12 protein-coding genes are annotated in these 14,812 nt (G+C 34.5%); 10 read left to right on the top strand and 2 right to left on the bottom strand.

What is annotated here, in order from left to right:
* Window positions 1–3: 3 nt before the first annotated feature.
* The 10 genes from tssA to CAP51_RS01105 all read left to right on the top strand — a co-directional run bounded on the left by tssA (window position 4) and on the right by CAP51_RS01105 (window position 10,975).
* Window positions 4–1,044, top strand: coding sequence for a type VI secretion system protein TssA (gene tssA / locus CAP51_RS01150; protein WP_087618900.1), 1,041 nt, complete (start codon window positions 4–6; stop codon window positions 1,042–1,044).
* Between the two features lie 15 nt (window positions 1,045–1,059).
* Window positions 1,060–1,575: a type VI secretion system contractile sheath small subunit gene (tssB, locus tag CAP51_RS01145; protein WP_087618899.1), complete on the top strand. Its 516-nt coding sequence runs from the start codon at window positions 1,060–1,062 to the stop codon at window positions 1,573–1,575.
* Between the two features lie 19 nt (window positions 1,576–1,594).
* On the top strand, window positions 1,595–3,082 hold the full coding sequence (gene tssC, locus CAP51_RS01140) for a type VI secretion system contractile sheath large subunit (protein WP_087618898.1): 1,488 nt from the start codon (window positions 1,595–1,597) through the stop codon (window positions 3,080–3,082).
* A gap of 153 nt (window positions 3,083–3,235) precedes the next feature.
* A complete protein-coding gene (locus CAP51_RS01135) occupies window positions 3,236–3,721 on the top strand; it encodes an Hcp family type VI secretion system effector (RefSeq protein ID WP_087618897.1) in 486 nt (161 codons plus the stop codon).
* Window positions 3,722–3,801: 80 nt separating this feature from the next.
* Window positions 3,802–4,578 (top strand): type VI secretion system accessory protein TagJ, encoded by a 777-nt coding sequence (locus CAP51_RS01130; RefSeq protein WP_087618896.1) that lies wholly within the window; start codon window positions 3,802–3,804, stop codon window positions 4,576–4,578.
* A 7-nt stretch (window positions 4,579–4,585) separates the two neighbouring features.
* A complete protein-coding gene (tssE, locus tag CAP51_RS01125) occupies window positions 4,586–5,059 on the top strand; it encodes a type VI secretion system baseplate subunit TssE (protein WP_087618895.1) in 474 nt (157 codons plus the stop codon).
* Between the two features lie 7 nt (window positions 5,060–5,066).
* Window positions 5,067–6,947, top strand: a complete 1,881-nt coding sequence (tssF, locus tag CAP51_RS01120) for a type VI secretion system baseplate subunit TssF (protein WP_087619848.1) — start codon at window positions 5,067–5,069, stop codon at window positions 6,945–6,947.
* A 10-nt stretch (window positions 6,948–6,957) separates the two neighbouring features.
* Window positions 6,958–7,947, top strand: coding sequence for a type VI secretion system baseplate subunit TssG (gene tssG / locus CAP51_RS01115; protein ID WP_087618894.1), 990 nt, complete (start codon window positions 6,958–6,960; stop codon window positions 7,945–7,947).
* A gap of 20 nt (window positions 7,948–7,967) precedes the next feature.
* Window positions 7,968–10,601 (top strand): type VI secretion system ATPase TssH, encoded by a 2,634-nt coding sequence (gene tssH / locus CAP51_RS01110; RefSeq protein ID WP_087618893.1) that lies wholly within the window; start codon window positions 7,968–7,970, stop codon window positions 10,599–10,601.
* A 110-nt stretch (window positions 10,602–10,711) separates the two neighbouring features.
* On the top strand, window positions 10,712–10,975 hold the full coding sequence (locus tag CAP51_RS01105; RefSeq protein ID WP_087618892.1) for a PAAR domain-containing protein: 264 nt from the start codon (window positions 10,712–10,714) through the stop codon (window positions 10,973–10,975).
* A gap of 215 nt (window positions 10,976–11,190) precedes the next feature.
* On the opposite strand, the gene lon is transcribed toward CAP51_RS01105, so the two are convergent.
* Window positions 11,191–13,617 carry an endopeptidase La gene (gene lon, locus CAP51_RS01100; RefSeq protein WP_087618891.1) on the bottom strand — a complete coding sequence of 809 codons (2,427 nt, stop codon included), beginning with the start codon at window positions 13,615–13,617 and terminating at the stop codon, window positions 11,191–11,193.
* A 141-nt stretch (window positions 13,618–13,758) separates the two neighbouring features.
* Entirely contained in the window at window positions 13,759–14,796 is a 1,038-nt protein-coding gene (locus CAP51_RS01095; RefSeq protein ID WP_087618890.1) for a helix-turn-helix transcriptional regulator, read from the bottom strand.
* Window positions 14,797–14,812 lie beyond the last annotated feature (16 nt).

Here is a 14,812-nt window from a genome sequence, read left to right as displayed (position 1 = left end):
TTGATGGAAGATTTTATAAAACCTATAAGTTCAGAACAGATTGCTGGACAAAATATTGAATATGATGAAGATTATCAAAAATTGCTCAACCTAGTACAAGAGAAACCGGAGCAACAATTTGGTGATTTAATCATTGATGCACAAGGTCCAAATTGGGAAGATATCTATAATCTTGCTAGTGAAATTCTTTTACATAAAAGTAAAGACCTGAATGTAATGAGTTATTTTACCCAAAGTGCAGTAGCAAGATATGGTCTAACAGGACTATCAAAAGGTTTACATATTATATATGAGAATCTCCGATTATATTGGGAACAAACATATCCTCATCTAGAAGATGAAGAGGGGGATTTTGATCCAGATTATCGTATTAATGCACTTTCTTTATTCTTTTCGCATGATGGAATTATTAAAGAAGTTAGAAATGCATTTTTAATCAAAAATGGTTTATCACAAACCCAGTATAATGTGCGGGAAATTGAAGGTATACTTGAGCATAGAGTAGATACTAGTGATAAATATCCTGGCGGATTGGAGCGATTAAATATTGATTTACAAATTGCAATGGAAGCTCAATTGCCAGAGTTAAAAGCTATAAAAGATGCATTGACGAGTATTGATGGAATTAAACAAATCTTTGCAGATAAATTGCAATCTAGTTTCTTAAAATTTGATCTTCTTGAGCAAGTTTTATCAAAGATAATAAAAAATTTAAATGATATCCCTACCGGACAGATGAGTGAGAATACATCAACAGAATTGATACAAATTAATGATAATCCAGCTAAAAAAACTCCACAGGCTGTATTAAACTGGTCAAATTACCAGATTAATTCTCGACAAGATGTGGAATTGTTGTTAGAAAAAATATTTATATATTTTGAGAAACATGAACCTTCGCATCCTGCTCCCTTATTTATTAGGCGGATTCAAAGGTTAATGAATCTTAATTTTTATGAAATTATGAAGGATATTAGTCCAGATTCGCTTGATCGATTGGAAACATTGATCGGTCAACCCATGGATAATGATTTTCAAGATTAATGATATAGGTGAAATATGAGTAAAAATTCAGGACAAAAATTCATTGCACGAAATCGTTCTCCTCGTGTACAAATCGAATATGATGTAGAAATCTATGGGGTTGAGAAAAAAATAGAATTGCCCTTTGTAATGGGAGTTTTTTCTGATTTGGCAGGTAAGACCAAACAGGAGTTACCCAATTTAAATGAACGTAATTTTATGGAAATAGATGTCGATAATTTTGATGATCGTATGAAGTCTATTAAACCGCGTGTGGCATTTAATGTAGAAAATACCTTGAATGATGAAGGTGGTTTTCTTGATGTTGATATAGAGTTTGATAAGATGGCTGATTTTTCTCCAGATCAAATTGCACAGAAAGTTGAACCACTCAGGGATCTTTTGAATGCGAGAACAGAGTTATCGAATCTACTGTCTTATATGGATGGTAAAACTGGGGCAGAAGAATTGATTAATAAAGTTCTGTCTGATAATGAGCTTTTAAAGTCTCTTGCAAATTTGCCAAAGAAAACAGATAACCCAGAACAATAATTGGTTTAAAGGAAAGATTATGTCTATATCTCCATTAGAGCAACAGCAAACAGGTGATGAGCAACTCACCAATAATGGTTTTGAACAACTCATCAATAAAGAATTCAAACCAAAAACTAAACAGGCAGAAAGTGCCGTTCAGGATGCGGTTAAAACTTTAGCAAAACAGGCATTAACTAGTGTAGTGCAACATTCATCAGATACTTATCAAACTATTGAAGCAATTATTGCTGAAATTGATAAAAAACTATCAGAACAAATAAATCAAATTATTCATCATGAAGAATTCAAACAGTTAGAAAGTGCATGGCGTGGTTTACATTATTTAGTAAATAATACAGAGACTAATCAATTACTTAAAATTAAGTTTATGCCTCTGAGCAAGAAAGAGCTCAGTCGCAATCTTAAAAAGTTTAAAGGTGTGATGTGGGATCAAAGTCCGATCTTCAAGAAAATATATGAAGAAGAATATGGTCAATTTGGTGGTGAACCATTTGGTTGTATTGTAGGTGACTACTATTTTGATCATGGTCCACAAGACATTGAAATGCTATCTGAAGTTGCCAAAATTTCGGCAGCTTCTCATTGTCCATTTATTACTGGTGCAAGCCCTAATCTGATGCAAATGGATTCTTGGGAAGAACTTTCTAATCCACGTGATATTTCCAAAATATTTCAGAATACAGAATATGCAGCTTGGCGTAATTTACGAGAAAGTGATGATGCACGTTATTTAGGATTAGCACTACCTCGATTTATGGTTCGGTTACCCTATAGTGCACAAAATAATCCCGTTGAAGATTTTAATTTCCAGGAAGTGAATAATGGTCATGAAGATTTTTCTTGGGTGAATGCTGCTTATGCAATGGCAGTTAATATTAATCGTTCATTCAATGAATTTGGATGGTGTACCTCAATCCGCGGTGTAGAATCAGGAGGAATTGTCGAGGATCTTCCAACATTTACATTTGAAACCGATGATGGTGGGGTCGATTTAAAATGTCCTACAGAAATTGCAATTAGTGACCGCCGTGAAGCTGAGCTCTCAAATAATGGTTTAATGCCATTGGTTTATCGTAAAAACTCTAATCTTGCTGCGTTTATTGGTGCTCAATCTTTGCAACAACCAACTGAGTATTATGATTCAGATGCAACTGCGAATGCAAAATTGTCTGCACGTTTGCCTTATTTATTTGCATGTTGTCGTTTTGCCCATTATTTGAAATGTATTGTTCGAGACAAAATTGGATCATTTCGAGAGCGTGAGGAAATGGAGCGTTGGCTAAATGATTGGTTAATGAATTATGTTGATGGTGATCCAACAAATTCTTCACAAGAGACCAAAGCGCGTAAACCTCTAGCAGCAGCGGAAGTCATTGTAGAGGAAGTGGAAGATAATCCGGGATTTTATGCATCAAAATTTTTCTTACGTCCCCATTATCAACTCGAAGGCTTAACAGTTTCATTACGTTTGGTTTCAAAATTACCATCTTTGAAAAAAGAATGATACAAAAATGAATAACTGTTTAGGGTTATAATGCGATTTAATTAAAATTGTAATGTATTGTGAGGAATAAAATCTCTTAATATATTTTGAAATTTCCTCACAATAATAGTTTTGATATTTATATATTTTTAACAACACAAAGGTAAATTTAGAATGGCTATTGATATTTTTCTAAAAGTGGATGGTGTGAGTGGTGAATCCAAGGATGCCAATCATAAGGATTGGATCGATGTTCGTGATTTTACATGGGGGGCTAGCCAGCCAGCAACATTAACTACCGGTGGTGGTGGTGGTGCTGGTAAAGTGAATTTTCAGGATTTGAAAATTACAACAGCAATTGATAAAGCTGCGCCTACAATTTTAAAACATAGTGCAATTGGACGACATATACCAAAACTTGAAGTTTCTATTTGCAAAGCTGGTGGGGAACAAATTGAATATTCTCGTATTACGCTAGAAGATGTTATTGTAACTGGTGTTGAGTTCGTCGGTTCGAAAGACAATGAAGTGTTATATGTAAACTATTCATTCCAAGCAGTTAAGATTAAAAATCAATATTGGGAGCAAACTGAGCGTGGTGGTAAAGGACCTGAAACTCAGATGGCTTATGATATTAAACTCAATAAAGCAACAAGCTAATTTGTGGTTCAAAACTTTACAGTTAGCGTGGTAGTTGCTACGCTAACTGTTTTTATATTATCTAAACCTTGCTAAATTATATGAATATTAAAGAACAGATAGAACAATTAATTGTTCAAATTAAACAACAACCTACAAATTACGATTTACGTGTTGCCTTAATTCAATATTATTGTATTGATGGACAATGGGATAAGGCACAAAAAACCGTTGATCAATATTTGAAGTTAAGTAATAAAAAAGAACAAGTTAAATTTTTATTACAATTTAATATCATAGCAGAAATAGAGCGTTTAAATACTTTAAAGGGAATTTTAGAATTAAAATTTTTCCCGGATTCTGAAATCAAAATTGGAGAATTAAATAAAAAAATATTTAAATCAGTGATTCAGGATACAAACCAAATTGCAGTAAAAGAACAATTTCTAAATAGTTTTGAATATTACACTGAGAGTTTTAATATATCCCTTAATAATGGGCATAGTTTTAGTGGAATATGGATTGATAGTGATGTACGATTTAGTTTTATATTGGAAATATTTGTTCAAGAACAATATTATTGGCTTGCTATTTCTGAAATAGCTTCTATTAAATTTAAAGCAAATCAATATCTCACAGATATTTTATGGCGAAGAGCAGAAATTATTTTAAAAGACGGACGCCATATTGCATGCTTTATACCAGCTAGATATCCTTTCTTTGAATCAGATAATATTTCTGATAAATTAAAATATTGTAAAGAAACACAATGGTTAGATTATGGGGAACTATCTGTTGCTCAGGGGCAAAAAACATGGACAAATGGTACAGTTGATGTGGGAATCTTAGATATTTTTAGTTTTGAAAATAAATCGTAATGGTACTATGAGAAAGAATCAACGAAATATTGCTACTATTTTTGATCGTTTGAATAATGATATGGATGAGGAAAATGTAACAGGCTTATCAAATCATAAATTAAAACTATTGGTTATTCGTGATTTATTGCATCTTCTCAATACTTCAAGTTATTATTATCACCATGAAGAGGTACTTGCAAATGAATATACTACATCTGTAATAAACTATGGTGTTAGTCCGATATCTGGTAAACGTGTTTCAGAAATAGATTGGGCACAAGTTGAACGTAATATTGAATATGCAATAAAAATCTTTGAACCAAGAATTTTGAAAGAAAGCCTTGAAGTGAAATGTGTGCTAGGAAGTGATATAAAAGCAAAATATAATCAGATGAATATTGAAATTAAAGGATTAATTAAATCTACACCATTCCCTGAAAGATTTGTTTTATATACACATTTAGATGTCGAAACTGGTAATTTTAAAGTTGCAAATTGAGGTAAATGTGGATAAGGATTTTTTAAGTAAATACCATCAGGAGTTAAAGTTTTTTCGTGATGCATCGAAAGAATTTGCTGCCGAACATCCTCAGGCTGCAAAAAGATTGGGACTTTCAGCCCCTGAGATTGAAGACCCCTATGTCGAGCGACTAATTGAAGCAGTGAGTTTTTTAACCGCTCGCATTAATTTAAAGATAGATGCCGAATATCCACAATTTGTTCAACATATCTTAAAAGTTATCCATCCTGAATTTACGCAACCTATCCCTAGTGCAGGTATTGTTGCTTTAGAAAGTTCTTCACAAGAAGCTGTATTTATTCCTAGATTAAGCCAAATTGTTACACATGCAAAAAAACAAGGTCAAGCCATGTGTCAATTCTCAACTTGCCATGATTCACAAATATTACCTTTTACGCTTACTTCGTTACGTTATAGTCGTAATAGTTTAGAATTTGCTCAAAATTCAATTGTATCTCAGACAAATTATTCAAAATCGATATTAACATTCAGTTTATTTATTCCCGCTAATTTTAAAATAAATAATATAATATCTGACTCGATACGTTTTTTTATTAAAAATAATGATTTGCGTGCTAGTTCGGAGTTATTATATTTTTTATCTCAAAAAATAGTAAAATTATATGTTGAATTACCGGGATATTCCTGGAAAAAAGAATATAGTCCTAAAATTGTTTTGGCTGGTTTTGATGATTATTTAAGTGTTTATAATGATCGCAATATCAACTATTTAAAGCATCTTTTAGAATATGGTGTTTTACCAGAAAAGTATCTGTTTTTTAAAATTGAGAATTTACAAGAAGTATTTAATGATCCATTTATTTTAAGATTGTTAAAAGAACATAATTTATCAAGTTCTGATAAATTAGACGGTAATTCTTCTTATGAGTTAAAATTTACATTTACTTTTAATGATATATCTAATTATTTAGAAAAATTTTTGGATGAAGATACACTGTGTCTGAATAGTATCGTAATCAATAATGCATTTCAAAAAACGACACGAGTTTTACTTGATCCTCATCAAAATGAACAACATATTGTTATAGATAAGTTGCGACCTAATGACTTTGAAGTTATTCATGTGGATAGAGTTGAGGGATTTAGTAATGCAAATTATAAAGTTAAAGTTTTTGAACCATTATACAAGTTAGATAATGATACTGATCATTTTGATGATAACAGCTATGGTTTTTTCTCCGAAACTCATAAACCATCGAATTTAAATACTAAAAAAAATTCCTATAAAGGTAGTGAATGCTATTTAATGTTGACGAATCAGTTGAAACATATTATAGATGAAGATCTAAGTCAGCTATCAGTCAATGTATGGTGTAGTAATCGAGGTTTACCAAGTGAAATTAGCTGGAGTCTAGATCAGGATTTACGTATTGTAAATGATGAATTTAAAATTAATAAAATTAGAAGACAATGTAGTTTTACTCAACCTTTACAAATGCCTATGGAAAATGCTTCGTTATGGAGATTAATGAATTTAATTTCCGCAAATTTTATACCATTGCAACTTAACAGCAATGATGCACTTACTGAGCAAATTAAAAACAGTTTGTATATCATATATGAAATAACTGGCAGTGAATCTTTAAAAGCACAAATTAATGCTATTTTAAATATTTCAGCTGATAAAACGTCTAAAGTTAAGCGTATAAATTATCAATTAACACCAGTAAATGGTCTTCATTTTAGTATTATAATTGATGAGATGTTGATGAGTCATGTTCATCCTTTTTTATGGGGTAGCGTGCTAATGGAATATTTAAAAGGATTTGCCCCGATTAACCATTATATTGAGCTTTCTTTACAAAATAAGAAAAAGAATGTCATCGCTGTATATAGTACAATTTGAAGAGAGATGAATGGAACAGAACAAGGGTTTTCAACTATTAAAAGATGAAAAAATAGACAATATTCCCTATTTATTCGATATGGGATTATTTACATTACTGCGTTCACTAGAAAATATTTTTGAATTACAACAAAAATTAGGTGATGAGTTAAGGTTTGGTAAAAATAACTTTAGATTTGGTCAATCTGCTCATATGTCTTTCCAGCCTAGACAGGTGAGACAAATTGAACAAAAGAACAAGTACGTAAAAGTTGATATTAATGGTTTTGGTTTGTTTGGTCCGAATGGACCTTTACCTTTACATATTACTGAATATATTTATGAGAAAAAAATACATCAGAAAGAGCAAACATTTAATGATTTTCTAGATATTTTTCATCATAGATTAATTTCTTTATTTTATAAATCTTGGCGTAATGCACAGGATGTTATCTCCCTAGATAATCAGGATATTTGGCAATTTAGTCGATATATTGCAAGTTTAACAGGCAGTGCTGATCATCAAAATTTAAAAAAAGATATTCATATATACAATAAGTTTTATTATACAGGATACTTATTAAATCAAAATATACCTGTGAATAACTTAAAAGATATTTTATCTCAATATTTTGATGTTCCTATAGAGATTAAGGAAAATATTGGTCAATGGATATATGCTAAAGAGTTTAGTACATATTTGTCTTATACTAAAGAAAATGTATTGGGACAAGGTCTCCTTATTGGCGACAAAATATTTGACGCAACGCAGAAATTTAGAATCGTAATTGGACCTTTAGCACCTAATGTATATTTAAAATTTTTACCTGGTAATATTTTGGCTAAAAAACTAATCGCTTGGGTAGAACAGTATATTCGTTATCAATATCAATGGGATGTCGAAATAATTATAGATAGACCGAAAATTATTCAACAAACATTGGGGGGGGAGCTTTCGCTTGGGTTTACTTCTTGGATTGGACAGCCCCAACAAGATCCGATTGTAATTATTCAATATTAATGTAAATAGGAACAAATCAAATGTCTGAGATTAATCGTTCTGCATTGTTTTCTAAGTTAAATAAATCAATGTATAAAAGTTTAGAAAATGCTTTTTTCTTTACAAAGTTAAGGGAAAATAAATATGTAGAATTATCACACTGGATATATCAAATATTACAAGTTGAACAATCAGATTTATTTTTTATTCAAAATTATTTTGAAATTAATCAAGAACAGCTTCAACAGGATATTGAGCAACAGCTGAATGTACTTAAAAATGGTTATACTGAGGTCAGTGATTTTTCTGAAGATATTATACAGTTTTTAGAGGAAGCATGGCTATATTGTTCTTTAAAGTTCAATGCAACTGAAATTCGAGGTGCATATTTACTTTATACATTACTTACTTCTAATCAATTTAAAAATCAAATTGTTCGTTTGTCCAGTGAATTTGCAAAAATTAAACCGGAACAATTACTTGAAAATATGGCAGAAATTTGTGCGAACTCTATTGAACATGCTGAAATTGATGTCTTACAAAGTGCTAACCAGATAAATAATGCTTCTGGTCAGTCTGCATTGGCAAAATTTGGTACGAATCTAACTCAGCAAGCCCGTGATAACAAACTTGATCCTGTAACTGCCCGTGACGATGAAATTCGTCAGATGATCGATATTTTATTGAGAAAACGTCAGAATAACCCGTTACTTACTGGAGAAGCAGGAGTAGGTAAAACAGCAGTGGTAGAAGGGTTGGCACTAAAGATTGCTGAAGAGGATGTCCCTCCGAGTTTACAGGATGTTGAAATTATTTTATTGGATATTGGTGCACTTAAAGCAGGGGCTAGTGTATCTGGGGAATTTGAAAATCGTTTAAAATCTGTGATTCGGGAAGTGCATCAGAGTGTTAAGCCGATTATTCTATTTATAGATGAAATTCATACTTTAATTGGTGCAGGAGGCGCAGCTGGTACTGCAGATGCTGCAAATTTATTGAAACCTGCTTTGGCACGAGGAGAGTTGCGCACGATTGGAGCAACAACCTGGGCTGAATATAAAAAATATTTTGAAAAAGATCCTGCATTAACCCGACGTTTTCAGGTTGTCCAAGTTGGCGAGCCTTCTGAAGATATTGCAATTAATATGTTAAGAGCTTTGACTGAAAAATTGGAGCAGCATCATCAAGTCATTATTCTTGATGAAGCGATAGAATCCGCTGTTAAACTTTCTAAGCGTTATATACCTGCAAGACAACTCCCAGATAAAGCAATTGGAATTTTAGATACAGCATGTGCCAGAGTAGCTGTTAGTCTAAGTGTTAATCCTATCCGATTAAAACAATTGCAGCAGGAAGTATCTGCATTAGAGTTACAGCAACAGCACTTATTGAAACAACAAAGATTGGGTTATCCTATAAAATCACAATCACTTGAAGCCTTGCAGGAAACACTAAGTCTATTAGAGCAGGAACAAGCCGAGCTTACGCAGAAATTTGAACAAGAAAAGAGTTTAGTGGATCAATTACGAGCGATACGCAATCAATTAAATTCACCATCAGAATTACAGCAGTCTAATAAACAAGAGTTAGAGCAGTTATTGTCACAGCAGCAGCTATTACTGTCCGATCTAAGACAGATACAACAGGATCAGGCATTAATTTTTCCTGTTGTGAATGCAGGGTTAATTGCAGAAATTATAGGGGAATGGACTGGCATACCTGTAGGTAAAATGATTGATGATGAAATTCATAAAGTGTTACATCTTACGGAAACTTTGAATCAGCGTGTTATAGGACAAAAGCATGGTTTACAAACAATTGTTAAGCGCATTCAAACCTCACGAGCACAACTTGATGATCCAAATAAACCAATAGGCGTATTTATGCTTGCAGGTCCTTCTGGTGTTGGTAAAACTGAAACAGCTTTAGCGTTAGCTGATGCAATGTATGGTGGTGAACATAATTTAATTACGATTAATATGAGTGAATATCAGGAACCACATACTGTTTCAACTTTAAAAGGAGCCCCTCCTGGTTATGTGGGGTATGGGGAGGGAGGTGTCCTAACTGAAGCCGTTCGTCGTAAGCCCTATAGTGTAATATTGTTGGATGAAATTGAAAAAGCACATCCCGATGTTCATGAGATTTTTTTTCAGGTATTTGATAAAGGTTGGATGGAAGATGGGGAAGGTAGATATATAGATTTTAAAAATACTGTAATTCTCTTGACGACCAATGTTGGTTCAGATTTGGTTATGAATCTATGTGAGGATGAAGATTTAAAACCAGATGTAGAAGGATTGCAGCATGCATTAAGAGAACCATTGTTAAAAGTTTTTCCTGCGGCATTATTAGGACGTATTCAGACGATTCCATATTATCCACTTTCATCTGATATGATGAATGAAATTATTAAATTACAACTGAATCGTATTGTGGACCGTATTCTTATTAATCATGATATTCGATTAACTTATGATGAAAATGTACTCAACTCTATTATTGCACGTTGTAATGAAATAGAATCAGGTGGACGTATGATCAATTCAATTATTAGTAATACAATTTTGCCAGAATTGAGCCTAGAGATTTTATCAAGAACAGGAACAGAAGATAAAATTTCAGAAATTAATATTGGTATAGAAAGTGGTAAATTTAATTATCAATTTTTATAAAATTCAATTTTTAACTAGAGGATAAATCACAAATTGTAAAAAATTTATTGTCCTCTAGTTGAATATTATGCAATATAATTTTAACAGTATTTTTAATTCAGAATAATATTATGAGTAAAGCAATTATTACTGTAGGTGCAACAACGACGCACGGGGGCGTAGTGACGAACTGCTGTGAGACTTTTAGCATAGAAGGTAAAAAAGTTCATTTAGAAGGAATGACTCATTATTGTCCAAAGTGTAAAACGACTGTAACAGCTGTTTCCGGAGATTCAAGTAAAAATGTAAATGGTAAAGGTATTATAGTTGAAGGTGACAAAACAAGTTGTGGCGCAAGTTTTATTGCTAATCAAGGTAATGCATCGATTGGATAATAATTGATTTAGTTAGAATGTTAGGCCCATTTTATAAAGAATAACTAAAAATATTAGCTGGTAATCAAAATTGGCCTGATGAAAAAGATATTTCACTATTTTTATGGCTATAAATAAAATAGCAACGAGATATAAAAGTGCCCATTAAGAATCTAATGGGCACGATGTTTATGGATCTAACCGCTTTTCAAAATAGAGAAGAAAAGTAGTAAGGATTAATGCCTAGCTGCTTTCCCTTCATCAATTGCTTTGACAATCGGTGTTTTGGGTAAAGGTTTTGGTTTTTCAGTTAAAGCCAATGGTAAAACATCATCGATACTTTTCACGGCTTTAATTTCCAAACCTTCTTTGACATTCTCCGGTATTTCCTTCAAGTCACGTACGTTTTCTTGTGGGATAAATACCAGTTTAATGCCACCGCGGTGTGCAGCCAGCAATTTCTCTTTTAACCCACCAATACGAAGCGCATGACCGCGTAAGGAGGTTTCACCTGTCATGGCTATGTCTGCACGAATTGGAATGCCTGTAAAAGCAGACACAAGGGCAGTGGTCAATGCCAGACCTGCTGAAGGACCATCTTTTGGTGTAGCACCTTCAGGCAAGTGAACATGCACATCAGTTTCTTCAAAACGCGATGCTTCAATGCCTAGTTCATCGGCACGGGTACGAACGACAGTCATTGCCGCAGTAATGGATTCCTTCATCACATCACCCAAAGAACCGGTGGTGATAAATTTACCTTTACCTTTCACTGCTGCAACTTCAATGGTGAGTAATTCACCACCGACAGAAGTCCATGCCAAGCCGTTGACACGTCCTACCTGAGCTTCTTCTTCGGCAATGCCATAATCAAATTTATGTACGCCTAGATATTCAGGTAAGTTTTCCTGTGTGACATCAATATGCAGATTTTTGGTTTTGTTCCCAACTGCCTGTTTCACCACTTTACGGGCAATTTTGGATACTTCACGTTCCAGACTACGCACACCAGCCTCACGGGTATAGTGGCGTACAATGTCACGAATCGCTTCTTCATGTACAGTCAGTTCTTTACCACGTAAGCCATTATCTTTAATGGCTTTTGGCACCAGATAACGCTCGGCAATATTGACTTTCTCTTCTTCGGTATAACCGGGTAAGCGAATGACTTCCATACGGTCAAGCAATGCCTCTGGAATGTTCATGCTATTGGCAGTACAGATAAACATCACTTCGGATAAGTCCAAGTCAAGATCCAAATAATGGTCGTTGAACTTATTGTTTTGTGATGGATCAAGTACCTCAAGCAAGGCAGATGCTGGATCACCGCGATAGTCTTGTGCCATTTTGTCAATTTCATCCAGTAGGAATAATGGATTTTTAACGCCTACTTTAGTCAGTGATTGCACAATTTTACCGGGCATCGCACCGATATAGGTACGACGGTGACCACGAATTTCTGCTTCATCGCGTACACCACCCAAAGCCATACGAACAAATTTACGACCAGTGGCTTTGGCAATGGATTCTCCTAGAGAGGTTTTACCCACACCTGGAGGACCAACCAAGCAAAGGATTGGACCACGTAGTTTTTTGACGCGGGATTGTACTGCCAGATATTCGACAATACGATCTTTTACGTCATCCAGACCATAGTGATCAGCATCCAGAATCTCTTGTGCTTTGCCAAGATTAATACTGACTTTGCTAGAGATATTCCATGGTGTATCCAGAATGACTTCAAGATAATTACGCACCACGGCAGCTTCACTGGAAGCAGGTTGCATCGCTTTGAGTTTACGAAACTCATTTTCAGCTTTTTTACGCACATGTTCCGGTAAATCGGCTTCTTCCAGACGTTTTTCAATTTCAGCAACGTCATCTTCGCCACCGCCATTCATATCAGATAGTTCACGCTGAATGACTTTCATTTTTTCATTTAGAAAGTATTCACGCTGATTTTTTTCCATCTGACGTTTAACGCTGTCATGCAGACCTTGCTCAATCTGTTGTTCTTCAGATTGTTGAAGCAGATAAGTCATCAAGTCTTTGAGATGGTTTTCAAATTCGTCCAGCTCAAGGAATTTTTGTTTGACTTCTATACTCAGTGGTACGCGTGTGGCAACAAAGAATAACAGCTGCGCCAAGTCATCAATTTTTGCAGCAGCAGAAATCAATTCACGTGCATTACGTAATTTTGCCTCTGCATATTGTGCAAATAACGCATTGAGTTCCTGTAATCGGGTTTGTTCTGTTTCTTTGTCCAATTCCACATGCATTGGGCTGAGTGTATGTTCAGCTTCAAGATGATCTGGAAGTTCAATAATTTTTTCTAATTTTGAACGGTGTAAACCTTCAATCAATACTTTGATGCAGTTGTCATCATTTTCATGATTAACAACTTGTACAATACGGGCAACGGTACCATATTGATAGAGGTTGTCCTGATCAATGTCTTCGGTCAAAGAATCTTTTTGAGCAACGACAAAGACCAGATTGTCACCATTGCGAGCCACTTCAACCGCATTAATCGATTTTTCACGACCCACAAAGAGTGCAATTTGCATGTGTGGATATACAACGACATCACGCAATGCTAATAAAGGCAAAGTTCCAGGGATATGTTCCTCTTGGGTCACTTGCGCTGTAGTGAATTCAGTCATGGGCACTCCTAAGGTAGAGTGACAAGTTATTTTGTCATGGTTTTATTAGTGATGGATTTATTTAAAATTACAAGGGTATTCACAAAAAAAATTAAACTTTTTTGGTCAAGTTTGCAAGATTTGATGGAATTTAATGCATATTTACTGATTTTCCCAAACTAAATCTGCAATGTGTTGTGGTTCTATGGCTTCAATTTTTTTACCAAAGCCGCGCAGCCACCAGATGAGTTGTGAGTTAAGTGGTACAGTTGCTGAAACTTGCACTATATCGGGGCTGATTTCTTCAATTATTTGGTTTTTGGACAATTTTGATTCATAAAATGTGGTTGCATGTTCACGTTTTAGATTTATTTTGAGATCTACATCATGGGTCGGTTCATCTAAATTGATTCTAAATCCTAAAACGCCAGAATCTATATAGTGATCTACATCAAAGTTTATCGGATGTAATGCCCGCGATTCCAACACTTTGGCTGATCTGAAACGGTGCAAGGCAAAGGTTTGTACATCACTTTTGTCTAGACGGGTGCATAAAAGATAGATCACTGCACCACGTTGAACCAGTGCTAAGGGATTGAGAATATATGTTTTTTCTTCTTTCGCCCCTGATCTCCCGACATAAACACATTCAAGTTGCCGATCCTGTAACAGGGCTTCATAAATTGCAGTTTGCGCTTTACGATCGACCGTTGGAGGAATCAGGGGTTGGGTTGCAGGAATAATACGAACACGGTTGATCCATTGGCGTACATTGTTTTGTTGTGAAGACAAACTGCGTCGTGCCAGATCAAACCATGGATTAATTTCTGCCAGTAAGCTGGGTGGCAATAAATGTTTAAGGTGTTCTTCCACCATCATAAAGGTTACAGCCTGCGAGCTATTCATATGCGGTAAGCTTTGTAAGGGTGCATCAGTTTTCCAGCGCCAGCCTTGTGGTGTTGCACCGTTATTTTCGATTGGAAATCGCTCGGCAATTTGATTGAGATCACGTTGTACGGTACGTAGGCTGATTTCTATGCCTTCTCGTGTCAGTTGTTGTTGTAATTCTCTGGTGCCAATCCACTTGCCATTTGGTAGGCGGGATAAAATCTGCCATTGACGATACAGACTATTTCCAGTTTCCTTTTCATGGACTTGAGTATCTTTTTTGTCTTTGATTTTTTTAGTCTTTTCTATCATTGTGAAATTCTGTCTG

Origin of the sequence: Acinetobacter populi (genome assembly GCF_002174125.1) — a bacterium.
GTDB classification, from domain to species: Bacteria; Pseudomonadota; Gammaproteobacteria; order Pseudomonadales; family Moraxellaceae; genus Acinetobacter; species Acinetobacter populi.
Note: the sequence above shows the minus strand (reverse complement) of the source record. Positions and strands in the feature narration are given on the sequence as shown.